Below are 25,286 nucleotides of genomic sequence, written 5' to 3' on the forward strand. Positions count from 1 at the left end.
TTTAATATGATCAAGATGGAATCTATTAGACTAAAACAGCTGCATTCTTTTTATCGTTGACTATTTGTTCAAATACACCTGTAGCTTGTTCTATATTTCCTATCTCAGATTTATAAGCAAGCGGGGAGTTACTTAGAATACTATTTTTTTCACATATCCCCCAAATCTTTGTGCCACTGCCCATGTAATCACTTAATTTCGATGGTAAATATGGATTTATTGGTTTACTATCTTTCGTCTTTGCATCATTAACAACCAAGCAATCAAAAGCAGTAGTTAAATGAAGGAATTCATAGTAACTTGCATATGGGTTCACCTTCACAAATTCTTCTACCTTACTTCCCTTTAAGTCTTCTTGTAGAGACGCTGGATTGGCAGTGAAAATATGAAGATTAACATTTTTTCTAAGTTGTTCGTTGACATTTTCAAGACCCGCAAACAAGTCATCTAAGTTTCTTGTTTGATAAAAAGTACCGAAATAAGCAATATTCACCTTTTCTTTATCTAAGGCATAATTACTTTCCTTCATGTTATAAAACTCTTTAGGAAGTGTCGGCTGCGGTGAGATCACTGCCTTACTTTTAATCATTTTCTTTATTCTCTTAACAGGGAAACTATCTACCATATATTTAAGTTGATTTTCATTGGTGAATATTAACTCATCAGCAAAAAGATAAGGTAAATACTCACACCAGAAAAATAAGTTGGCATCATTCACAGCTGGGAGCTTGTATTTCTTTGCAATTAATTGATTGGTTTTCTTTATAAATGACTCATCATCAATCTTTGCTTCCCTTGTATTTCCGTGTATATCTAGCAGGAGAGGATCAGAAAACTCTGCAACCCATTTTACTTTCGGATTAAGCATTTTATATTTGTAAGCAAGAAAATGTGAGCCTGGCCACATAGCACGGCTATATATCTCTTTGTATTTTTTTGTCTTGCCAATTTTGTCCATTCCTAATTTACAGAAATCATCAATGGCTTTCCAATTTGAGAAACTTGGATAAGAAGGGATTTCTACCCTCTCTTCGATCAGGTCGTCTATTATGTAATTTAACTTGGTGTCTTTTTCTCGAACCTTATCCATTTTATTGTAGACAACGTCTACTACTTCGTTCATATTTCGAATCCGTTTTGCCATTACATTTCCGCTCGTATCAACATATGGCGGGAAACAATAAGAAATAATTAACTTATCAGCCAGCCCTCGATTGACTATTTTATAAGGCAGATAGGATATTTTTAGCTTTTTCATTTCACTAACTACTTTTTCTCGATCTTGATTATTTTCCTTTAGATATCTATTAATAAAAGATGTTTGGGCATTTATTTTTTGTTTAATAAATGTTAGCTTATTCACGTCCGTCGTTTGATCAAGCAATAGGTCCAGCTGCTTAATAACTGCTAATCTTTGGGTAATAAAGAAATCAAACGTCATTGACTGACGTGATACGGAATTATCACGTAAAACTCTATAATAAATCGCTTGCTTATCAATAGGTATGACTTTGAATTTTAGATCATTTTTTACAAATAGTTCGATAAAAAATACTACATCTTCTCCACTTTTCAATTCGGTTTTATACTGTATGTCTTTTAGGCATATTGTAGGGACCAGTTTACATGCATTAATAGTAGCTACCATATTTAAGGATAAATAGTTATTTTCTTCATTTTTTTCTGCACTGATGATTTGTTTGTTAATCGCATTATCATGGTCAGCTTTTCCTTGTTCGCTTATATTAACAATCTGTGAAACAACCGTTGTATCAGGTTGAGCATGCTTTAACATCTCTTCCAGGAAATTAGTTGAAATATAATCATCATCATCTAAAAACACAGTATATTCTCGTTCGGCATGCTGCAATCCAAGATTTCTAGCAGAGGAAGCACTTGCTATAGAAGAATAGAGTAAAGTAACATTAGTTATTTTGTGTTTTTCTGTGAAATTATTAACAATTGATTCAGTAGAATCCTTTTCCCCATTCATAATGATAATGACATCAAACAGTTCTTGTTTTAAGGTTTGTTTATAAAGTGAATCTAGGCACTTTATAATTACCTTCTCCCCTTTATACGTTGGAACAATGACGCTGATTCCTTTTTTATATTTTGGTATATGTACATTTTCCTTTGGTTTTGCGGTTAACGCTGGCGTAACAATCAGATTTATTTTTTTCCTGAGCAACTGTATTTCATTCAATCTGTTTAGAATTTCTTGCTTGTTCAAAGCATTTACCCCCTAGAAATCTTTTTAGCTGAATTACGTTTCATCTGCCAATATTTTATTGTTAAGGAACCAAGCTTTGAATTTTTTAATGCTAAATATCTTCTTTCCAAAAGGTTGAGTTTGTTCTCTAAATCCTTAATTACTTGTTCTTTTTGGTTTAATTCCTCTTTATCTTTTAAATAATGGTTGAGTTCGCTCTCTTCATGATTTAAATTATTCAGCAGGTCCGTTTTCAACAAAGTTAACTGTTTGTTTCGTTCTAAAATGACGTCATCTTTTATCTTATTTTCTTCAAGAAGTTGTTTAACTTTGGAGTTTAACTGAACCTTTAATTCCTCTTTTTCTTTTAAATAATGGTTGAGTTCCTTCTCTTCATTATTTAGAGTATTCATCAGCTCTGTTTTCAACATTGATACCTGTTTGTTTCGTTCTAAAATGACGTCATCTTTTTCGTTCATCTCTTCAAGAAGTTGTTTATGATTATGATTGAAGTTTGATTGAACCTGTAATTCCTCTTTATCTTTTAAATAATGCTTGAGTCCCTTCTCTTCATTCTGTAAAGTATTCAACAGCTCCGTTTTCAACATTGTTACCTGTTTGTTTAGTTCTAAAATGACGTCATCTTTTTCGTTCATCTCTTCACATTGAATTTTTAACTTCTTTTCAGTAACCTTATTCTTCTCGTTTTCTTGAGTTAAAAGAATTCTGCTTTGTTCAATCTCTTTTTTTAATTCCTCTTGGATTACTTTATTGATCTCCTTTGCAAGATTAAATTCCATTTTATTTTGTTCTAACTGTTCTTTTAATTCCTCAATATGTACATTTTTTTGAACAAGTTCCTCAACCTTCTTGTCGGAAAGAATCGTAAGCTGTTCTAAGTTTTCCCTTAGGTTATAAATTTCTATTTCCTTTTGTTCTATTTGTTTATTAAAATTTTCAATATAACTGCGATGTTGATTTTCTACTTTATCAATTAATGAATGAATTTGATGGTTTTGCTCTTTCACTTGCTGCAAAAGTCTTCGATTTGTTTCTCTCTCCTCTATTGTTTCACTACTATTCTTACTTTCTACCTTTTTAAGTTCACTTAGATAGTCGTTTAACACTTTAATCTGATGATCACGTTGTACAACTTGTTCTTTATACTTTTCGATAGATTGACTATGCTGCGCTTGTAGGTTTTTCACATATTCATTTTTCTGTCTTAAAGTATGTTGGAAGTTCTCAATTCTCGTTACTAAGCCTCTTTCGACCGTGTAAAAAGCCTTTTCTAGCTTTTCGATCACCTCACGACTAAATGTCCCCTTATTGGAGAACAGCTTCGTGTCTGAAGTCTTTTTACAAACTACACCAACCCAATTTCCAAGGTATTCTATTTTTTCAATAGAAAAGTATGTAGACAAATGATCATACAAATCTAAAAAATAATACGTGCGTTTATGATCAAAGTAATCATTAATTCCAAAAGGAACGGTTACTACTAATAGACCATCGTTCTCTAAGTGATCAAAAATTTTTTTTAGAAAACTATAGGGGTCCGATATATGTTCAAGTACCTCTGTTAATAAGATTGTTTCATAGGAAGATTCCAATTCTTTTTCGGTCATAAAGTTTGCCACTTTAAATGTAACCTTCTGTTGAACCGTAGCATGCTCATTTTCTAAGTCCGATTTTGCATAGTCAATCGATTCCTGCGCAATATCAATCGCATCAACATTTTTACCCTCACGGCCTAAAATAATGGGTACTACTCCTTGCGAACAGCCTATATCTAAAATATGCTCTCCTTTAACTTGGTTAACAATCCAATTAATACGGTTTCTGGTTTTTACACTAAAGTCTTCCCCCATATTCCCTTTATAGGCTTCTGAGATTCTATCTAATGGCTTTTTAGTCATTTCATTTTCCTCTCTAAGTGGTAGAAATTTTATATCAGTGTTTAGCAGCAACGTATTATATACTCGAATTAGTTGATGTCTGGAAATTACTTTTCCCTTTATAAATGACATGTCTATAAATAGTTAGGAATTCTTGCTTCTCTTCTTCCCAATTATATTTAAACCGGGCAGCAATACTGTTTTGACTAAATTGTTCCCTTAATGTTGGATTTAAAAGCAAGTTATTAACGGCAGCAGCTATTTCTTCATAGTTATGAGAATCTACTGTAATCCCAGTCTGCTCTTCCTCTACCACCTTTTTTATTTCAGGAAAATCACAAGCAATTACTGGAATTCCACTCATCATGTATTCGAATAATTTATTCGATGAAGCTGAATAGTGGTTAAAACATACATTGTTTAATACTTGAAAACCTACATAAGCATTTCTCGTGTATTTTGGCAGTTCCGCTAGCGGAACCTTTGGAAGAAATTTCACTTTGTCTTGAAGTTTCATTTCTCGAACCATATTTTGTAATTCTTTTTTGATTTTCCCATCACCTATGAGAACCAAAATTCCTTCATTAAAAAGTGGTGCGGCTTTTATCAATTTATCTAAACCTCTACCAGTTTGAATCCCCCCCTGGTAAAGTAGAATTTTTTCGTGTTTTGGAATATTTAATATCCCATGTAGATCGACTCTTTCGTCATTCATACTTGTTTGTTTAAACGGATAGTTATGAACAACCTTTGGATAAAACCCGTACAATTTTTCGTTATAGACTGCTCTCGTATGATTTTCTACCATCATATCATCAATCTTTTTGATTAAAAAACCTTCTAAATCCCCATAAACCGGACTTTGATATCCTGTACGGCTCGTTTGTACCTCATGGGAATCATATATCAATTTTTTACATTTCAAGCGCCATTTGGAGGAAATATACCCTTGTAACAGTGTATTTAAGTCATTCGAATGATAGATATCGTAGTTCTTTCTATAGCCCATTAGAATCATGCGAAGAATAAGACTTCCTCTAATCCAAACAATGTTAAGTTTTGTTTTCAATATTATTACAGCTAATAAAGTTATAATCGAAAATAACACCGGGACGTTATATATCAACAATCCCCATACACATAATAAAAAGGCTCCAAACAATTTATGTTGTAAGGAGCACCTGTATACTTTCTGGATTAATTCAAGTAAAACGGGATATCTTCTAAGTCGATATACCTTAAAGTTTTCGTTTCTTTGTTCAAATCTTGGCAGTGAAGCATCCTTTGGATCATGGATACACACTAAATCGACTTCATACCCTGCCTCCGATAATGCTGTACATTCCCGCAATACTCTAGCATCGTTTGTGAAGTGATTCCATACGAACATGCACACTTTTTTCGACATCTTTTGCATCCTCCCTTTGCCGCGATAACCTAGTATCACTCATGTATTCTACCAAACTAGCAATATTCATCTCCCAATTAAATTGAGTAAGAATAAGTTGCTGTGCTTTTCGAGTCATTTGTGTTCTTACTGGGTCGTTCTCTAACAGCTTGACAATTTGTGTAACTATTTGTTGTGGATCGCTGCCATTTATTGCTATTCCTACACCTTCATGATTAATTAAATCCTTGGCGTATCCATCCACCACACCAAGGATTGGAACACCGCATGTCATATAATCAATCATTTTTCCAGGCAGAACCGTTTTAAAGACTTCCTTGTCCTTTAAGGTTACTATTCCTAAATCGTGTTCAGCCATCACTTTAAAGCATTGTTTTTTGGTCATTGGTTTCATAAATTTTACACTTTTATACTGTTTAATCGAATCAATCAGCTGCCTCCTATGGACTCCATAACCAATAATCGTTAGCTGAATGTCATGCTCCGCTAAAAGAGGGACGAGTTGATGAATAATTTCCGTATTTTGCGCAAGCCCAAGATTACCGGCATAAATTAATTTTCGTGTCCCCTTTTTCCTTTTGATCGGAGCTAGTTCTTCTTTGATTACGCTATTGGGAATGTAAAGGATTTTGGATTCTTGAATTCCTGCTTTCCTTTGAATATACTCTTTAAACCCCATACTATTGATGACGATTTTATCGGACTTTTTATACAGGATTTTTTCTAAAGCTCCAAAGAATTTCAGAATGAGATCATGATCAAATACTCCTACCCCTTTTAACGATTCTGGCCATAAATCCCGTATATCTAAAATGAACTTTGTTTTGTATCTATATTTAGCAAAAAGGCCGACAAATCCGGTGAAAATCGGTGGTGAGGTAACAAAAATATAATCATATTTCTGTTTATCTTGAAGAATTAGCCATATAAACTTGAACGCAATTTCCAAGTAATAAAATAAGCGATTCAATAGTTGATTTGAATATTTTCTGCTGCTAATTTTAATTCTTTTAATGTGCGAATGATCGTCATTCAATGACTCCTCATCCCAAAATTCTTCATTTTGATAAATCTTCTTATTTGGGTATGAAGGTTCAGTAGTGAGCACCGATACATCAAAATCATTTTTCCCCAACAATGTATATAGGTGTTTAATGCGGTTGGCATGACTCCCTATTTCCGGGTAAAAATGCTGCGAAATAATTAGTACACGTTTCACTTCCATTACCCCTTTTTCTATTTCAATTTTGCTGTCATGCTTCACTAACTCTGATTATTAAATTCAACCAATAAAAAAATATCTAATGTAAAAATAAGAGATTCAACACTTATCTTTTCATTAGATATCCGAGCTACTAAAATGAGTGAGATAGGTGTTCCTCTGACATGCTATTCCGGTAATAACTAAAAATATTGTGCCAGCAGGTTTTGGGAAACTAGATCATCATCATTTGCAATGACCCCTCTAAGGTCTTTCATTGAAACCAGTTTATCCTTTTTTCAACAGAGATTAAATGCGACGATTGGTGGGTTTTACGTGTTGAACATGGTCTTACTTTAATCAATCTGGGACTTTGAATGGACATGACAAAAACTCCCTAAGTCCGCTTTAGGGAGTGTTTTATCGGGTTCACTCTTCTGTTTGATAGTCAGCAATATCACCAATATACGCTACCATAGCACCCATCCTTTTCTACCACACTCTTTTTCCACTACTGATCAGTGAGATTGGGTGATGATGATGACATTACGGCGGGATGCTTCCTGGTATTACTTCTTCATTTGGTTTACCTCAAGCATTTCCTAGACCGTAATGCACTCCTTGTTCACGAATAAAGTCCAGCTCCTCCATTCTTTCTATTCCTTCTTTGTTCTGCTAGCCGGTTAATCCATTTACACCATTCCTCTCACTCGCAAACTCAGGCTATTTTTCAGCTAAACTCCTTTATTTCATCCAAGTTCCAAGTTTTTGGTTTTTTATTCCACAAAATGCCCCTAAAATGGTATTATATACCTGTCTAAAACTCAAAACCTTTTACTAGGAGTGTCTTTGAATGTCATCTTTATTAATCCTCATTGAAAATTATCGCCATGAAATGTTTGAATTAGCGGAAAAGTACGGACCTACTTCGGAGCAAACGCTTGAATGCAGCCAGCAGTTAGATCAATTATTAAACTTATTGATGAAAACGGAGAAACATAAAGGACTCATTTCGTAACGGACACCCATTGGAAATTCGTTCTCTTATTTCATCATTTTTTATATAGGGTTTTCGGTCATTTCATGTTTTTACATTATCAAAAATACAATCTATCTAACTTTTACATGAGATCAGACTCCATCATTCATTATTTCCTTTGTATAACGATCCTCTTTTCGAAATAATAAATGTTGAATAAAGTGATAGTTATGAGCTGTTTTCACAAAACAAAAAGGCTGTCGAAATGGAATCCCTTCAACAGCCTTATCAATCTATTCTATATATTTAGCAGACAACTAATTGTCGCAAGTCTGCTGTTAATTCTTCCATCATTTTTTCCAGCGTGATTTCTGTCTCACTTATACCTTTATCATACGCCTTTTTCATAATCTCTGAAAAATCGGTGATATTCGAGCCATTCTTCTTCGCTTCCCGCTCCAAATTCCAAAATCCTCCTCTTAATCTATTTAGTTACCTATTCTACTAGAAGGCAATTGGATTGTAAATACATTTCCAGTTCGGAATTGTGGAAAATATATGAATTTTGTCGAAGCAGTGGAGGTTTTTGATTTTGGTATTCAGCACGCTGGCAAAAGACTAAAAAGTTTCCTATTTTTATTTTCTTCTCCGGATTCTCCACCCTAAATTAGATATGCAGAATCATGCAACGGCCCGCACTAGTTTTTGATACCTAATCAAAATGATTTCTTCTTTTGATTCTTAACTATTGTCGAATCCTGTTTAGTGTCCGGTTTTTCCTTTAGCTAGCTTGTTTACTAGAGGTTTTTTGATAGAAATAAAGATTATAACCCGAGTTACTACTATCTGCATAGTTTTTTCTCCTAAATTTTTCTAATTTGTCATAATTACCTTCATCCAAAGGCTTCATTTAGTATTATTATTCAATTGTAAGATTCTTTTAAAAATAATTTGAAAGGGGAATCAAACTCTAAATATTTACATTTTTTGACAAGAAATAAAGAGAGAGCGAGAACAGAAAGAGAGGGACTTCGGTTGAAAAAAATTTTTTCCATTCTTTCAGCTATACTCCTTATTATCAGTACCGCACCGGTTTATAGTGCATCTGCAGCTACGGATGTAACCAAGCCGGTATTTGAGAGCATTAGCGTAGATAAAAAAACAGCTACTGCCGGTGATACTGTAAAAGTGAGTGTGAGGGCGTCGGATGATGTAGGAATTGGTTCTGTTTCATTGAGCTATCTAACCCCTGTTACTAAAAAGGCTACTCCAGTCAAACTAGTTTTGAATAATCAAACTTATGCCTATGAGGGTACGGTTGATATTGACAATAATTTTGATTCGGGCAGCTATACAATCAATGCCCTTACGATTACTGATACTAGCAATAATACCATCACTCTGAAGTCATCTACAGCCCCTGAAAAAATGGCTGCCGGTGAATTTACCGTGAGCGGCACAGTTGGCACCATTGGTCCTGACCTGCAAAAACCGGTATTTGAAAGCATCAGTATTGATAAGACAAAGATTCTTACCGGGAATACTGTTTCTGTAAGTGTGAAAGCATCAGATAATAGAGGAATCAACTTTATTTCTTTGAAGTATCACACCCCTGCAAACAAGGAAATTCAAGTATCTTTGACTAATAATGCTGATACAAATGCATTTGAAGGAAAAATCACCCTATCCAATCTAGCGGCACTTGGTGTTTATTCAGTAAGCTATCTTTCCATTGTGGACCTTTCCGGGAATACTCTGAATGTAAATCTTGATTCGGAGTCCCAAAAGATGGCTAGCGGTGCGTTTAAGGTTGTTTCTGAATTAAATCCTCCTATGTTTACTAAACTATCGATTGATCAAAGTTTAGTAGCATCGGGAGATACAGTTCATTTTACAGTAGACGCTACGGATGAATCAGGTCTGGCTTCAGCAACTTTGTATTACAAGGCACCTAAAAGTCAGGCAAAAGTAGCGGTCCCACTCCAAATTGACGGCACACATTTCATTGGTGCGTTTTCTGTTGCTGGAACTACCGAAGAAGGAAACTGGACGGTAGATTCCCTTGAAATAACAGACATTAATGATAATGTTGCTGTTATCGGCGCGGCTGCTTTAAGCGCAGGAAATTTCACTGTTAAAGATATTATCCCTCCCGCAAAGCCGGTGGTAAACACAGTAACCGATAAAGATTTGACTGTGACTGGCTCTGCTGAAGCTGGTTCTAAAGTTGATGTGAAAGCGAACGGAGCTGTGATTGGGTCTGCTGTGGCTGGTGCTGATGGCACATTCACAGTTACAATTGCAAAACAAACAGCCGGCACAGAATTAACGGTTACGGCTACAGATGCTGCTGGCAATGTTAGTGACGCTGCTTCTACGGTTGTCAAAGACGTTACGGCTCCTGCTAAACCAGTGGTAAACACAGTAACCGATAAAGATTTGACTGTAACCGGCTCTGCTGAAGCGGGTTCTAAAGTTGATGTGAAAGCGAACGGAGCTGTGATTGGTTCCGCTGTGGCTGGTGTCGATGGCACATTCACAGTTACGATTGCAAAACAAACGGCAGGCACAGAATTAACGGTTACGGCTACAGATGCTGCTGGCAATGTTAGTGACACTGCTTCTACGGTTGTCAAAGACGTTACGGCTCCTGCTAAACCAATGGTGAATCCAGTAACCGATAAGGATTTGACTGTAACTGGCTCTGCTGAAGCGGGTTCTAAAGTTGATGTGAAAGCGAACGGAGCTGTGATTGCTTCTGCTGTGGCTGGTGTCGACGGCGCATTCACAGTTACGATTGCAAAACAAGCGGCTGGCATAGAATTAACGGTTACAGCTACAGATGATGCTGGCAATGTTAGTGACGCTGCTTCTACGGTTGTCAAAGACGTTACGGCTCCTGCTAAACCAGTGGTGAATTCAGTAACCGATAAAGATTTGACTGTAACTGGTTCTGCTGAAGCGGGTTCTAAAGTTGATGTGAAAGCGAACGGAGCTGTGATTGCTTCTGCTGTGACTGGTGTCGATGGCACATTCACAGTTACGATTGCAAAACAAACGGCCGGCACAGAATTAACGGTTACGGCTACAGATGCAGCTGGCAATGTTAGTGACGCTGCTTCTTTGGTTGTCAAAGACGTTACGGCTCCTGCTAAACCAGTGGTGAATCCAGTAACCGATAAAGATTTGACTGTAACTGGTTCTGCTGAAGCTGGTTCTAAAGTTGATGTGAAAGCGAACGGAGCTGTGATTGGTTCCGCTGTGGCTGGTGTCGATGGCACATTCACAGTTTCGATTGCAAAACAAACGGCAGGCACAGAATTAACGGTTACGGCTACAGATGCTGCTGGCAATGTTAGTGACGCTGCTTCTTTGGTTGTCAAAGACGTAACGGCCCCTGCTAAACCAGTGGTGAATCCAGTAACCGATAAAGATTTGACTGTGACTGGCTCTGCTGAAGCTGGTTCTAAAGTTGATGTGAAAGCGAACGGAGCTGTGATTGCTTCTGCTGTGACTGGAACTGATGGTAAATTTACAGTTACGATTGCAAAACAAGCGGCTGGCATAGAATTAACGGTTACGGCTACAGATGCTGCTGGCAATGTTAGTGACGCTGCTTCTTTGGTTGTCAAAGACGTAACGGCCCCTGCTAAACCAGTGGTGAATCCAGTAACCGATAAAGATTTGACTGTGACTGGCTCTGCTGAAGCTGGTTCTAAAGTTGATGTGAAAGCGAACGGAGCTGTGATTGCTTCTGCTGTGACTGGAACTGATGGTAAATTTACAGTTACGATTGCAAAACAAGCGGCTGGCATAGAATTAACGGTTACGGCTACAGATGCTGCTGGCAATGTTAGTGACGCTGCTTCTTTGGTTGTCAAAGACGTAACGGCCCCTGCTAAGCCAGTTGTTCATCCAGTGTCTGAAACGGCAACTTCCCTTTCCGGGCATACTGAACCTGGTGTAAAAATTGAAGTAACAGCAAACGGGAAGATCATTGGTTCTGGAGTCGCTGGTACAGATGGTCATTTTACCATTATTATCACCGGTCAACTAGCTGGAACTACCTTAACCATTACGGCAACAGATGTGGCCGGTAACGTCAGTGATCAAACAACCATTGTTGTTTCGAAAAAACTATCCGGCTGGGTAAAAGATAATGGAACATGGTATTACTATGATCCAGCTACCTTTGTTGTAAAAACAGGCTGGTATAAAGTAAATGGAATTTGGTATTACTCTGACATGAGCGGAGCCATGCAAACGGGCTGGGTGAAAGACGGAGCTACCTGGTATTACCTTGACAGCGGCGGCGCTATGCAGACAGGCTGGCTCAAAACCGGGACTACCTGGTATTACTTAAATACCAGCGGTGCTATGCAAACGGGTTGGCTTAAACTTGGCACTTCCTGGTATTATTTACAAGCCAGTGGTGCTATGAAAACGGGTTGGCTCAAAGACGGGGCTAACTGGTATTACTTAAATGCCAACGGCGTAATGAAAACGGGCTGGCTCAAAAACGGAGCTGCCTGGTACTACTTAAATGCAAGTGGCATCATGCAAACCGGCTGGGTGAAACTTGGAACTACCTGGTATTATTTTAATACCAGCGGCGTCATGGTAACCGGCTGGGTACAAATTTCCGGCAAGTCCTACTACTTTGATCCAAGCGGGGCATGGAAAAAATAATCATTAGGTAGATATCTGAATACGTTATTACGAGCCAGTCCTCTTATGAAAGTGTGGGGCTGGCTTTTTTATGCCACGCATAAATGCGGCAGGTTCTCTTATCCAAGCTTCTTCTTTCTCCCTCAGCATCCTTTTCATTTTTTTCGATAATATTTATTTTCCACGAAGTGCGCCATGATGCCGAACAGCACCCCAAACAAGATGCCGTTTAACACGGGATTGTCTAGAAATGTAGAGACCTTCATGATGGGGGAGTCATGCGAAAACAGACCCAAATCCATTCCGATGACCAGGCCAATAAAGAAACCGGAAAGATAGGTTCTTTTTTCGACCGCCTTGCCTTCGAGCTTGTTGTTATTGACTATTGCCGAATTAAACGCCTGCCACATCGCAAAGCCGTAAAGCGATGGATAGAACAGGCCCCAGCTGTAATCAATTATTTGATGGGGAGCATCAAGGTCGCCATCAAATGCCTCGAGGAGCACCAAATTTAAGTTTGAGTTTAGATTGATCAAGAATTCTAATACAAGCAGTACTATGCCAATCAAGTATTCCTTGGTGTACAGCTGCCCAAAGCCCGGGAGCACAAGTGACCAAAGCATGGCAGCATATGGAGATTTATAAGGCCGGCTACTTCTCATGATGACATCTCCCTAAAAATGTAATATACAACTATAATTTCAGCGGGAGCACGCCAGAATCCTTCTTATTCCATTCTTGTTCACACATTTTGGGAGTTTTGTCCTCAAAAGCACAATCCGAATAGGAGAATATTCCCAAATGGTGCCTGACACTCTTTCTATTATGCTCGTGTTGTTTATGGTGTCAGGCACCGTTTTTGGGTTTTTCCTTAAAAAGGGTAATTTATATTCCTTTTAAAGGCGATGTTTTCGTTTGGATTGGGAGTTATTTTCTTTAAGAGTTTTTGAAAGTTTGTTGTTTTTTAGATTCGCTGATTGAAGTGTGAAATACGCCGATTGAACTTCGAAATTCGCTGATTGAACCCTCAGATTCGCTGATAGAAACCCGAAATTAGCTGATTGACGGTATCCGTACTGGATTCGAGTCTATTTTTCCCATCAAATCCTACCCCTTCTACGGCAAAACCCACTATTATTCTTGTGAATTCTTCGAGTTTCGCAATATTTTCCCTCAAAACGTTAGCAAACTATGGTAAAATGAAGAAAAATATGAAATTTTGAGGTGATTTTTACTAGATGAAGAAAACTATTGTTCGCACACTATCGACAACTGCTCTTTTTTCGACACTTTTTGCCGGTTCGGCCCTTGCAGATACCTACAAAGTCCAAAAAGGCGATACCCTATCGAAAATCGCCTCCAAATATAAGACGACTGTCAATGGCATTAAGGCGCAGAACGGTCTGACATCCGACCGTATCTATGAAAATCAAATTTTGCAAATTTCCACCGCTCCTGAGACTTCAACTGTCCAGGCTGTACAGCAGACCACCTATACCGTTGTCAGCGGTGACGCGTTGATCAAAATCGCCAACCGCTACGGTGTGACGGTCGGCGAGCTGCAGCAGTGGAATGGTCTGAAAAGCACGTTGATCTATGTGGGACAAGTCTTGAAGGTATCCGCTCCCGGCCAAACGGTGACCATAACTGTGCCACAGCCGGCGAAACCGGCACCGACGCCAGCACCAGCTCCGACACCGGGTGTGCAAGCCCCAACGAGTGAGTACACTGTCAAAAGCGGCGACAGCCTGAGCAAAATTGGTGTCCGATTCAGCATGACGGTTCAGCAGTTGAAAACATTGAATAACTTGACCTCCGACATGATCTACGTCGGACAGAAGCTGAAAGTGACGGGTGCGTCCGCCCCGACTCCTGTGACTCCTCCTCCAGCAGCTGTACAGCCGCCGGCATCTGGTGAGTATGTGGTCAAAAGTGGGGATACGCTTGGCAAGATTGCCGGTATATACAACATGACTGTGGCAAACTTGAAGGCGTTGAACAGCTTATCCTCCGACATGATTTATGTCGGGCAAAAACTGAAGGTAACGGGCACGGCGAGTACTGCGCCAACTCCGGCACCGGCACCTGTCCCGCAGGGTGATTTTTCAACGAAGATGGTCACTATAGGAAAGAGTTTAATGGGGACGCCATATGTGTGGGGCGGCAGCACCAAGTCCGGCTTCGATTGCAGCGGGTTCATCTATTATGTCGCGAACCAGGCCGGCAACAAGATCGGCCGCTATTCCGCCGCTGGCTACTATGACCGCAGCTATTATGTTGACAGTCCTCAGCCCGGCGATATCGTATTCTTTCAAAATACCTATAAACAGGGAATCTCCCACCTGGGTATTTACATCGGTGACAATCAATTCCTTCATGCCGATGAAAAAAGAGGAGTTATGATCTCTAATTTAAGCAACAGCTATTATAAAGCGCATTTTGCGGCGTTTAAGCGATTCTACTAAATCGTTTAGTCCGAGCCAGTCTCCTATTTTGGGAGATTGGCTTTTTTGATTTTGTGAGGTTTAAAAGATTGATAGCTTGTCCATACTGAGGATAGTTCTTATTATGAGGGGGATTTAAGGATGAAGGAGAGCGGTCTGCTATTTTCGGAGTTTGCAAATGAGGATGGATTTGAACTAAACAAGTATTTGACGCAATTATTTGAGTACATTTCTAATATGCCAAAAACAGAAACTACCAATACCGAGCCATCCCCTTGATGATCAGGGGAGTGGCTTTTTTGATTTTGGGGGTTATCTATCGACGATGTTTGGAGCTTTATCAACGAATTTTGGCTTACTATCAACGACTTTGAAGCTATTATCGACAACTTCCCAAGGTTTATCAACAACTTTTTACTTTTTATCGACGACTTTTCAGCTTCTATCAACCACTTTCGGCTTTTTATCGACGACTTTTTGGGTTCATATCGATGGTTCTCATGGTTTTTTGGGGGGAAATTTCTCCTTTTTTGTTTGACTTTATCGAATTCGGGGGATGCAAATTTTGTCTGACGATTTAAAAAGGATTTTCAGCAATTTGGACTAATTTTAATAGGTTAACAGGTCATAAAAACATGAGGTGAGTTCATTTTGAAAAAAAAGGTTTGGACTTTGATGTTGGGGGCATTGCTGCTGCTGGGGGTTCCGGGTGTGGCGTCGGCGGGTTGGACGGTTGATAGCGGGAAGTGGCGTTATGTGGATGCTGGCGTGAAGCGGACGGGTTGGTTGCTGGACGGAAAGGACTGGTTCTATTTGGACCGGGCTGGTGTGATGAAGACCGGCTGGATGCTTGATGGCGGGCGCTGGTATTACTTGGGTCGGTCGGGCGCGATGAAGACCGGCTGGGTGCTTGATGGCGGGCGCTGGTACTACTTGGATCGGTCGGGCGCGATGAAGACTGGGTGGATGCTCGATGGCGGACGCTGGTACTATTTGAGTCAGTCGGGCGCGATGAAGACTGGATGGGTGCTCGATGGCGGGCGCTGGTACTATTTGAGTTATTCTGGAGCGATGCGGACGGGCTGGCTTCAGGAAAGATGGATGACCTACTTCTTGGATCAGAGTGGTGCGATGGTGACGGGGTGGCAGGAGCTTGCCGGCGGCCGGTATTATTTTGATCCACGGTCTGGCGGGATGATGCGGCAGAATTTCGTTAGCGGGTACTACTTGATGGATGATGGCCGAATGTCGAATGCCGGGAGTGCGGCGGTGGTGTCGGTGGTCGAGGATTTGAAAAAGTCGATTAATGTCGGGATCACCAAGGCTGAGCTTGTTGAGAAGGTTGGAACGGGCTACCACGATCTGGTTGGAATTGAAGGAGAAAAGTATTGGCTTTATACGTTGAAGGTTGCGGGCGAAGGTGATTTTAAGGCTGTGAAGTGGAGTGCCGACGACTTTGGCGCTGAGGATTTGGGAACAGGTGCCGCAGATGTCATCATGCTCGTCTTTTGGGACAAAGACGGGAAGGCGTTCCGGGTGTCGCTGGACTACTTCGACGCAGCGCACAAGTTCCACCACTACTATTCTGGAAATTTTGATTACGAGTATAATTGATTTAAAGTTAGTTGGCCAGTCCCTGGGGTGCGGGGACTGGCTTTTTTGTGGGGTTTGGTTCATTGGTGTTGGGTTCATTTACCGAATGGGTGGTTTTTTTCTTGCTTTGGTCAATGTAACCCCGGCTCATTTACCGATGCGGTCCCCTTTTTCTTGCTTTGGTCAATGTAACTGGATTTCATTTACCGATGGGGCTCTCTTTTTCTTGCTTTGGTCAATGTAACTGGCTTTCATTTACCGATCGGGTCCTCTTTTTCTTGCTTTGGTCAATGTAACGCGATTTCATTTACCGATGAGGTCCCCTTTTTCTTGCTTTGGTCAATGTAACCCGATTTCATTTACCGATTGGGCTCTCTTTTTCGTGCTGTGGTCAATGTAACGCGATTTCATTTACCGATGAGGTTCTCTTTTTCTTGCTTCGGTCAATGTAACTGGATTTCATTTACCGATGGGGCCCTCTTTTTCTTGCTTTGGTTAATGTAACCCGATTTCATTTACCGATCGACTTTCTTTTTTCTCTTTCCGGGTAATGAGCGGGTTTCCCTTTCCTTTTTGCAATAAAAGCCGCCCCTAGATAACATCCAACCCCTATTATATTCTTTATTATGTTACCTATCTGACCAAGGTTATCAATGGTTAATGCAATCAAAATGCTGCCTAACATCATGAGTAAAATAGCAAAAAGTAATTTCAAACTTATCTTAATCCTCCTTTCAGGAATGGGTAAAAAACTATACCGAAATTTTACCTGTTACCCAGCCTTCAATGAACTGCTCTAATGAAGAGGCTACCCAGGTCCGGCTGTCATCCTCGTGATTCCACACATAGATATCGGTTTTTTCGATGGTTCCATTTTTTAAAATGGCGTAGGCAAATAAATCGCCATTCCCTGCGTCGGAGAAAAAGAATAGATGATCAAACGGCATGTAAATATCTTTATAATCCTCAAAGTTTCTAAAAAATAGATTGTCCTTGACCATTTGAGTGGTGGACCAAATCAGAGACAATTCCACTTGTCGAAAACACCATTTGTTTCGTTAAATAAGCTGGCTAATTCATCTGGCAGTTCGACATTTAATTCTTTTTGAATTTGTGAAATTTCGCTCTCAGTCGCGGGTTCTTTAAAATGATATTCATTCGAAATGGCGGTGATATATTTTTTCCACATGGATCATCAAACTCCTTCTTGGGATAACTCTTTTAATCGTTTCATCGCAGAGTGCACGGTAAGTCTATGGAATGCTATTAATTTATTTTTAAAAATAACTCCGTAGATCCCATAGGGTGTGGGTGAAAGTCTCAACAATTCTTCCCTGTTTTTGATATCAATGATTTTTCCGTTTATGCCTAATTTATTTGCTCCCTCGATAACATTAACAGTTGCTATCTCTACAAATGGGCACTGCTGTGTCCGCAGGATGGTTAAATCTTTAAAAGGTTTGAGTCGCTCTTCCCAATCGTTTGGAAAATAGGGGTCAGGGGCGTTCCCGAATTTATGAACAAGTAATTCAAAACCATATGGTGCACGGTCCACTTCGATAAAGTTATTTTTTATAAAAATGTCCTTACTGGGGGTCCAGGAAGTGTTTGGATTTGTTACCACAATCACGCCAGCTTTATTTTGTTCCTTAGCATCTTGAATACATTGATTAATCAATTTCGAGGCATAGCCTTTTCCGGTTACATTCACCCATAAGCAATGAATCACTAAATAATTTTCGCCATAGACAACTCTTGAAGAATATTCAATCGGCGTATATTCAATAAACCCCGCCGGTTTGCAGTCCTCCATGATTTTTATATACTTTAAACCTTCATAGAACCTTTCCGTCAGCCATTTGTTTTTGTTCATGTACCCGGTTGAATTAGGCTTGCTGCGAAGGCAATAACATCCCTGATCGTCTAAGTTCTCTTCGTCTAACTCTACCATTTCCATTGCTTTCACTACATTTCCCCCTTTTGTTCATACAAATAATTCAATAAAAGGGAGCGGTAATCCTTCTTGAATTATTTAATGGTCGGGCCGCATATATTCAACAAAGGAAATTGGATATTTATATGAAGTTAAAATATAGAGTTTGATATAAGGGGGTTTTATTGTGGTTAAATGGGGCTTGAAATTATTATGGGTTGCAGGTCTAGTTGGATTCCTGCTCATCGTTTACCAATTGGAACGGACAATCAAACAAACCGTTGGCGAAACGTTTAATGTATTGCCGCTATTTTGGTTTGATTCCATGGTCCCTTTTTTATTTGGCGTTTACATTTCCCTCCTTTTCGTAAAAGTATGGTCGTTTAAAATCAATACATCCTTATTACTGTGCATCACCCTTCCATGTCTCATTATTTCATTTTATAGCCCAATCGTATTTACTTTGGTTTCTACTACGACCTTCTCTTCTTTCTTTAGCAATGACCCGCTCCCGCTTTGGCTGTTTAAAATAAATTCATCAAGTATCATTCCCATTGTGGCTGGTTTGACCTTTATCGTGGGGTTGTTCCAGACTACTCAACCATCGAAAAATATGGAAAGCTGACCGATGGAATGAATGTCATGTGCAATAATATGCGCATGATTTCATCTACAGCGGAACGACGATTATCCCCTAAAAACAAATGTAGCCGCCAATCAACGTGATTGGCGGCTAGATATGTCTTAATCAATCGACTCATTATCCGGTTACCTTAATGCTCCGCTGCTGTAAAAGTAGTAGGACTTGCCTGCGATTTTGGCCCAGCCGGTGACCATGGCGCCGCTGTTGGTAAAGTAATACCAGGTTGTGCCAAGTTTTAACCAGCCGACCCGCATCGCTCCGCTGTTATCGAGATAGTACCAGGTCGTGCCGCTTTTTAGCCAGCCGGTGGCCATGGCGCCGCTGCTGTGAAGGTAATACCAAGTTGTGCCGACTTTTTGCCAGCCGGTGAGCATCGCGCCGCTGCTGTGGAAGTAGTACCATGTCCCGCTGACCTTTTGCCAGCCGGTCGCCATTGCACCGCTGCCGGTGAGGTAGTACCAGGTCGTGCCGATCAGAAACCAGGCTGTTTTCGGCTTAAAGGTGACTGGATCATAATAGTAGCGCTTGCCGTCGGTGGTTACCCAGCCTGTTGGGTTTTTCGCTGTAACGGTAATCGTTGCTGCCTCGGTAGCACTTTCTGAATCGGCGGTTGCTGAAACAACTAACTTGGTTCCTTGTTTTTGGGCTGCGATCGGGGCGGTGAAGCTGCCGTCTGCACCGGCCGTGGCCATTCCAATGACCGTTTCGCCCGCTTTTACCTCGATTTTCGTCCCTGCCTGTGACATCCCCGTCACAGCCTTATCGCTGTCGGTCACCTGATTGACCACAGGCTTTGCTAAAAGAACCCGAACCGTTTGATTCATTTCCGGATAGACTAAATTCTGGGCCTTATCGTACACTTGCAGATCCAGCTTATAGGTTCCCGCTTCCATAAAGCGTCCCACCTGGAAAGTGGTTTCCCATAAACCGGTGGCAGGATTGTAGGCCAGCTGGGATTGGTAGTAATTTCTCCCAGAAAAATGCAGTTCGGCTGAGAGGACCCCTGATTTGTCATCAGTTATTTTCGCTGTGACCTTTAGCAGATCCCCTAGATTGAGTGCCTGTTTGCTGACGGAAATGTTCTCGACCTTTGGCGGGGTGTAATCCGCGTTCGCATTGGCGAGTTCAAAGTCCTTACTTTCGGTTGTCACGTTGCCGGCCAAATCCGTGATTTGGACCATCATGCCCCAGGTGCCCGGTTCGGTGTTTCCGGAGAAAGTGTAACTGAAGCTCCACTGATCGGTCTTGCTGTCGTAGGTCAGCGGCTGCCCGACCATCGTCGAGCCGTTCGGCATCCGAAAATCGGCCTTCACCGACTTGATTCCCGAATTGTCGGCCGCTTTGACCGTGACAGTAAATGGCTCGCCCGCTTTCACCAGCTGAGGCTCCATGTTGAAGCTCGTCATGACAGGATTCACCCGGTCTTCGTTCGGATTGACCACGGTGATCGACTGGTCCGTGTCGCGGTACCACCAATATTCATTTCCATAAATATAGAAGTCCAGATGCCATTTTCCCTGATGGTCGTAGTTCTGGACCTGATAGGTGCCGCTCCATGTGCCGTTCGTGCTGTTGTAGCTCAGGTCAATTTGCTTGCCCGTGGAACCGTTGAGGTTGGCCTGCACCTTTTTGATCCCATACACCGGTGAGTTGATTTTTGTCATAATGGTGATGATGTCTCCCGGTTTTGCGTCATCCGGAGTGATGGTGACGCTCTCAATTGTTGGTGAATTCGGTTCCGGTTCTGTTGTAGTGCGTCCTGCTTGTTCTGTTGGCTGCGAAGACATGGTTGTCCCGCCGGACGATGGCTCCGTGGTTGTTTTTATAGCGCTGTTTCCGCGGCTTTCTGCGCCCGTATTCGCAAGTCCCGCGCTCGGCACAACCAACATGAACGTTGTGAGTGCCGCAATCATTCTCTTGCCCAAGGCATATCCCCCTCAATCTCGTAAACTACCATTTTTTTATAAACTAACAATATTTTATCAGGGAATCCAAGTTGAAGGAATCACCTGAGACACTCCAGTTGGATTTATTTTTTATAAGATACCTTTTTCGTGAGATGATCGGCGGGTAGGGCTTCTATGAGTCTTGTAAGATACCCTTTTGGGGATTTTTCCTACGGAAAGGGCTCCTATAACCTCTATTGGATACCCTTTTGATCGTTTTTCCGACGGAACGGGCTCCTATAACCTCTGTTGGATACCCTTTTGGCGATTTTTCCGGCGGAACGGGCTCCTATAACCTCTATTGGATACCCTTTTGGGGATTTCTTCGGCGGAACGGGCTCCTATGACCTCTATTGGATACCTTTTTGGGGATTTCTCCGACGGAACGGGCTCCTATAACCTCTATTGGATACCCTTTTGATGATTTCTCCGACAGGACGGGCTCCTATAACCTCTATTGGATACCTTTTCAACAAGATTTTCGGCGAAACGGGCTCTTATGAATTCTATTAAAATATCTTGCTGGCTTTTTCCGAGATGATTTGGAAGTTAATCGGGCTAAAACACCATTGACTGGATTTTAGAATTGATTTTGTAAGAGAGAAGACTGAAAAAATCTGCGAGGAATTTTCAAACAATCGAATTTCCAAGCCTCCCTCTCCTCTAATCGCGATTTTTTGGGTATAATAGTGGAATATGGATTTTTTTAAATGATGGTCCGGCGTGCGATGGGCGGATTTTTATAAAAATAGAAACGTGGGTTTGATCTTTATTTTTTCAATGGGTTTGATCTTTATTTTTCAAAAAGGGGGTTGCGGCCTTGGAGGAGTCTATGCCTGCTCATGAAGTGTTGCATGAATTTTCTGCTGAGTTGCGGGATTTGATGAATGCGAATGACGCGGAGGATGCGAAGCTTGTGCAAAAGGGGTTGATGCTGTATCGGCAAGGGCTGGTGCAGCAGCTGCATATTGGGGATACCACGGTGACGGCGGTTGTGCAGGATGTGACGCCGGTTAAGGTGGAGCTGGATCTCAACTTTATGCCGCTGAGTGAGTGTTCGTGCCCGACGGAGGTCTTGTGCCGCCATCAGCTGGCGGTGTTTTTCGCCGCGTATTCGAAGGTCGGCAGTGTTGCGGATTGGGTGGCGGACTGGCGCGAACCGCTTCGCGAGAAGAAGGCGGTGGCTGGCTGGGGGATGCAGACGGCGAAGGATTTGGTCAAGGCGAACGGGGTGTTGAAGCCGGACTACAGCCGCTGGGTGCATTCGTTTGAGGTGAGCTTTGATACGCTGCTTGCTTCGAAAAAGTACACGAGTCCGTATGTGATTCCCGAGTTGTTCGGCATTTACGAGCGCCGGATTCACGCGAGTGCCCCGGTTGAGCAGGAATGGCGTTTGCTCTATGAGCTGGTCGGGCTGGTGGTGTCGTTCCGGAAGCTGGCCGCGCTGAGTGACCAGCACGGGCATGACGAGATCACGGTGAAGCGCGCCTACTTGAATTTGTTCCAGCAAATGCTCGATGATGCTGAGGATTTGGCGGTGAAAATTGGCGTGCAGTCGCTGCCGTTTGCGTTTGATGAATTTATTGAACGGCTGAAGGACGATGCGTTTGAGCTAATGACGTGCGCGAAGGGGCTTGCGTACGAGCGGATTTATTTGTACCGGCTGTTGTGGGTGCATTTTTTCAAAAAGAAGGAGTGGCGTGAGGAGGAGCTGGCGAAAATTCACGCAGGTCTGAAGGGTCTTCAGGATTGGGAGAGCCCGCTGCCGTTGATGGTGGCCGGGGTGCATTTGAATTTGCTGGTCGGGGATGATGAGCGGGCGTTGAAGCTGGTCGGGATGTTTCAGGCGGAGGAAATTACGCCGTACTTGGTGTATTGGATTGAGTATTTGTCGGGCTTGAAGGCGTGGCGCCGTGTCGGGCCGGTGATTGAACTGTTTTTGCAAAAAGTGAAGCCGTATTTGGATACGCTCGGCGGCTATCAGAGTTGTGCGATGTTCACAAGGAGTGCGCTGCGGACCGTGGCGACGTATTGTGCCGAAAGTGATCGGCTGGATTTGTATGAGCGGGCGCTGCTCGTGATGCTTCCGTATAGTTTCGGCGAGTATGAGTATATGTTGTTTGAGCGCGGGCAGTTTGAGCGCTGGGGCGAGCTTCAGGCGTTTGTCGGCTTGGACTTTTACGATTTGCCGAAGGACCGTTTGAAAGTGGTGGAGAAGGAGCAGCCCGAGGTGTTGCTGTCGATGCTTCATCAGACGGCGCAGCGCGAGATTGACCAGAAAAATCGCGCCAGCTATCGGCTGGCGGTTCGGCATTTGAAGAAGCTGCGGACGCTCTATAAAAAGCTGAAGCGCGTCGACGACTGGGAATACTTTTTGGATACGCTGCTGGAGCGGACGAAACGGCTGCGGGCATTTCACGAGGAGTGCCGGCGGAGTAAATTGATTGAGGCTTAACCCCACTGCGGCGGGTACTGCGGTTTGGCGGAGTCCGCGGTTTTGGCGGTTTCTCGGTGCCATTAAATGGTAAATGGTGCCTGACACCCTTTGTGGACACATTCCACTCCAGGTGGACACGAATGAGCACCTTGAGGGTGTGCCTGGCATCGTTGAAACCGCCCATTATTTAATTTTTTAAGGCTCTTTTCTAAACGTTTGTTGCTATTTTGGATTCGCTGATATAATTAAAAATTCGCTGATAAAATGGTTGGATTCGCCGATATAATTGAAAATTCGCTGATAAACTTCCATAAATCGCCGATAAATCAGATTAATTTGCTGTTACGGTGTAATTTTACATCGTATTCGTGACTTTTTGATTAAGTCCGTATAATTGTGTAAAAAGAAAAGGGTCATTTTTATCCTACTTGGCTACAATGTTTAACAACCACGATAAACATAGAAAAGAGGAATAAAAATGACCCAATTACAGTTTAGCCTAGATTTGGAACTTTTAAAAGACTCAGTAATGAATTCAAATATAGATAACGTTGTTAAATCAGCTGTTGTTCTGGTTTTGAATGAGTACATGGAGAAAGAAAGAAATGATTACTTACACGCCGCTGCATATGAACGCTCTGTTGAGCGTCGTGATTACCGAAATGGCTACTACGAACGTGAGTTAACGATGAGTATCGGTAAGATAAAACTTAAGGTTCCTAGGACTCGAAATGGTGAGTTTTCACCTACGGTTTTTGAGAAATATGCACGTTGTGACCAGGCGTTAGTACTCTCTATGCTAGAGATGGTTATCAATGGCGTTTCTACACGTAAAGTTACACATATTGTGGAACAACTTTGTGGTGAAAGTAAGTCAAAATCGTTTGTTTCTTCACTTACTCAAAAGCTTGATCCTATTATTAATGACTGGGCCAAACGGCCCTTAAATTTAAGGTATTATCCTTTTGTTTTTGTAGATGCCATGTATATAAAAGTTCGTGAACATCATCGTGTCGTCTCTAAGGCTGTTTATATAGCCACTGCAATCACTGAAAGCAAAACACGTGAAATTCTTGGGTTAAGTGTGGATCACGCTGAGAGTTATGAAAGTTGGAGTCGCTTTCTCCAACAACTAAAATCACGTGGTCTTCAATCCCCAAAGCTAGTCATTTCAGATGCTCACCAGGGGCTTCAAAAAGCGATTCAACGTGAATTTATTGGGACTAGCTGGCAAAGGTGTAACGTCCATTTTAAACGTAATATCATAGAAAGGCTTCCAAAAAAGGACTCAGCGGAAATACGTATGATGATTAAGCGTATTTTTGATGCAGTCACAATTGAGGATATGCGGAATTTTAAAGGTGAACTGATGAGTCAGTTTGGGGACAATCTTAAATACGAACAAGCTCTGAAAATATTAGATGATGGTTTCGAAGATACCATACAATATATGGAATTCCAAGAAGATATCCGTTGTCATATCCGTAGTACAAATTCTCTTGAGCGATTAAATCAGGAAGTCCGAAGAAGAGAAAAGGTAATTCGAATTTACCCTAATACACAATCTGCTTTTCGTTTAGTAGGAGCTGTTTTAATGCACTATCAAGAAACCAATTATTCGAAGCAGAAATCTATTAAAAGGTAGATGTTTAATTTTCAACGTACTTCCAATTATGGATTATTCCATATCCAGTCAAGGGTATCAAAGGAAAAACCGCCTTTGACACCCTTGACTGGATATGGAGATTGAAACCCATGGAAGTAACGCTCGAAAAATGTTAAGGGGATAAGTGGCTGATCATATATATTTGACATAACAAAATTTGGTTAAAAACATTGTTTAGCAAATTTACACAAAATCAAGGACTTGACTGACTTTTTAAGTGCACAATCATTTAAATTGCAACATTCTATACGAAAACAG

17 protein-coding genes and 1 pseudogene are annotated in these 25,286 nt (G+C 41.3%); 8 read left to right on the plus strand and 10 right to left on the minus strand.

Annotated features, from left to right (window positions below):
• Positions 1-25: 25 nt before the first annotated feature.
• Genes FAY30_RS24475 through FAY30_RS24490 form a run of 4 tightly spaced genes read right to left on the minus strand, consistent with a single transcriptional unit; the run spans position 26 to position 6,737 of the window.
• Entirely contained in the window at positions 26-2,233 is a 2,208-nt protein-coding gene (locus FAY30_RS24475; RefSeq protein WP_149872288.1) for a glycosyltransferase, read from the minus strand.
• A gap of 5 nt (positions 2,234-2,238) precedes the next feature.
• Positions 2,239-4,131, minus strand: a complete 1,893-nt coding sequence (locus tag FAY30_RS24480) for a methyltransferase domain-containing protein (RefSeq protein ID WP_190284767.1) — start codon at positions 4,129-4,131, stop codon at positions 2,239-2,241.
• 55 nt (positions 4,132-4,186) lie between these two features.
• Positions 4,187-5,518: a glycosyltransferase gene (locus FAY30_RS24485; protein ID WP_149872290.1), complete on the minus strand. Its 1,332-nt coding sequence runs from the start codon at positions 5,516-5,518 to the stop codon at positions 4,187-4,189.
• Positions 5,466-6,737, minus strand: coding sequence for a glycosyltransferase family 4 protein (locus tag FAY30_RS24490; protein WP_149872291.1), 1,272 nt, complete (start codon positions 6,735-6,737; stop codon positions 5,466-5,468). Before FAY30_RS24490 ends, FAY30_RS24485 begins: the two co-directional genes overlap by 53 nt.
• An 835-nt stretch (positions 6,738-7,572) precedes the next feature.
• On the opposite strand from FAY30_RS24490, the gene FAY30_RS24495 reads away from it, so the two are divergent.
• Positions 7,573-7,737 carry a Spo0E family sporulation regulatory protein-aspartic acid phosphatase gene (locus tag FAY30_RS24495; RefSeq protein ID WP_149872292.1) on the plus strand — a complete coding sequence of 55 codons (165 nt, stop codon included), beginning with the start codon at positions 7,573-7,575 and terminating at the stop codon, positions 7,735-7,737.
• 267 nt (positions 7,738-8,004) lie between these two features.
• Here FAY30_RS24495 and FAY30_RS27370 read toward each other — a convergent pair whose 3' ends face one another.
• Positions 8,005-8,160: a YwzD family small protein gene (locus tag FAY30_RS27370; RefSeq protein ID WP_190284768.1), complete on the minus strand. Its 156-nt coding sequence runs from the start codon at positions 8,158-8,160 to the stop codon at positions 8,005-8,007.
• A gap of 573 nt (positions 8,161-8,733) precedes the next feature.
• Here FAY30_RS27370 and FAY30_RS24500 point away from each other — a divergent pair.
• Positions 8,734-12,387, plus strand: coding sequence for an Ig-like domain-containing protein (locus tag FAY30_RS24500; RefSeq protein ID WP_149872293.1), 3,654 nt, complete (start codon positions 8,734-8,736; stop codon positions 12,385-12,387).
• A gap of 134 nt (positions 12,388-12,521) precedes the next feature.
• On the opposite strand, the gene FAY30_RS24505 is transcribed toward FAY30_RS24500, so the two are convergent.
• Positions 12,522-13,028: a hypothetical protein gene (locus FAY30_RS24505; RefSeq protein ID WP_149872294.1), complete on the minus strand. Its 507-nt coding sequence runs from the start codon at positions 13,026-13,028 to the stop codon at positions 12,522-12,524.
• 576 nt (positions 13,029-13,604) lie between these two features.
• Here FAY30_RS24505 and FAY30_RS24510 point away from each other — a divergent pair.
• From FAY30_RS24510 to FAY30_RS24515, 3 genes are all read left to right on the plus strand, one after another.
• Complete coding sequence (locus tag FAY30_RS24510; RefSeq protein ID WP_149872295.1) at positions 13,605-14,831, plus strand: C40 family peptidase; 1,227 nt, start codon at positions 13,605-13,607, stop codon at positions 14,829-14,831.
• A 120-nt stretch (positions 14,832-14,951) separates the two neighbouring features.
• Complete coding sequence (locus tag FAY30_RS27375) at positions 14,952-15,089, plus strand: hypothetical protein (protein ID WP_190284769.1); 138 nt, start codon at positions 14,952-14,954, stop codon at positions 15,087-15,089.
• Positions 15,090-15,461: 372 nt separating this feature from the next.
• Entirely contained in the window at positions 15,462-16,424 is a 963-nt protein-coding gene (locus FAY30_RS24515) for a cell wall-binding repeat-containing protein (protein WP_149872296.1), read from the plus strand.
• Between the two features lie 490 nt (positions 16,425-16,914).
• Here the strand turns inward: FAY30_RS24515 and FAY30_RS24520 are convergent, their stop codons facing one another.
• From FAY30_RS24520 to FAY30_RS24530, 3 genes and pseudogenes are all read right to left on the minus strand, one after another.
• Positions 16,915-17,118, minus strand: coding sequence for a serine kinase (locus tag FAY30_RS24520; protein WP_149872297.1), 204 nt, complete (start codon positions 17,116-17,118; stop codon positions 16,915-16,917).
• A gap of 37 nt (positions 17,119-17,155) precedes the next feature.
• Positions 17,156-17,592, minus strand: a pseudogene (locus FAY30_RS24525) (SMI1/KNR4 family protein).
• Between the two features lie 6 nt (positions 17,593-17,598).
• On the minus strand, positions 17,599-18,369 hold the full coding sequence (locus FAY30_RS24530; protein WP_149872298.1) for a GNAT family N-acetyltransferase: 771 nt from the start codon (positions 18,367-18,369) through the stop codon (positions 17,599-17,601).
• 154 nt (positions 18,370-18,523) lie between these two features.
• Here FAY30_RS24530 and FAY30_RS24535 point away from each other — a divergent pair, with 154 nt between their 5' ends.
• A complete protein-coding gene (locus FAY30_RS24535) occupies positions 18,524-18,961 on the plus strand; it encodes a hypothetical protein (RefSeq protein ID WP_149872299.1) in 438 nt (145 codons plus the stop codon).
• Between the two features lie 143 nt (positions 18,962-19,104).
• On the opposite strand, the gene FAY30_RS27995 is transcribed toward FAY30_RS24535, so the two are convergent.
• Complete coding sequence (locus FAY30_RS27995; protein ID WP_190284770.1) at positions 19,105-20,904, minus strand: Ig-like domain-containing protein; 1,800 nt, start codon at positions 20,902-20,904, stop codon at positions 19,105-19,107.
• Positions 20,905-21,745: 841 nt separating this feature from the next.
• On the opposite strand from FAY30_RS27995, the gene FAY30_RS24545 reads away from it, so the two are divergent.
• Together FAY30_RS24545 and FAY30_RS24550 are read left to right on the plus strand one after the other, a co-directional pair.
• Positions 21,746-23,380, plus strand: a complete 1,635-nt coding sequence (locus tag FAY30_RS24545) for an SWIM zinc finger family protein (protein ID WP_223820844.1) — start codon at positions 21,746-21,748, stop codon at positions 23,378-23,380.
• Between the two features lie 460 nt (positions 23,381-23,840).
• Positions 23,841-25,007 carry an IS256 family transposase gene (locus FAY30_RS24550; RefSeq protein WP_149868193.1) on the plus strand — a complete coding sequence of 389 codons (1,167 nt, stop codon included), beginning with the start codon at positions 23,841-23,843 and terminating at the stop codon, positions 25,005-25,007.
• Positions 25,008-25,286: the final 279 nt, after the last annotated feature.

Origin of the sequence: Bacillus sp. S3 (assembly GCF_005154805.1) — a bacterium.
GTDB lineage: Bacteria > Bacillota > Bacilli > Bacillales > Cytobacillaceae > Neobacillus.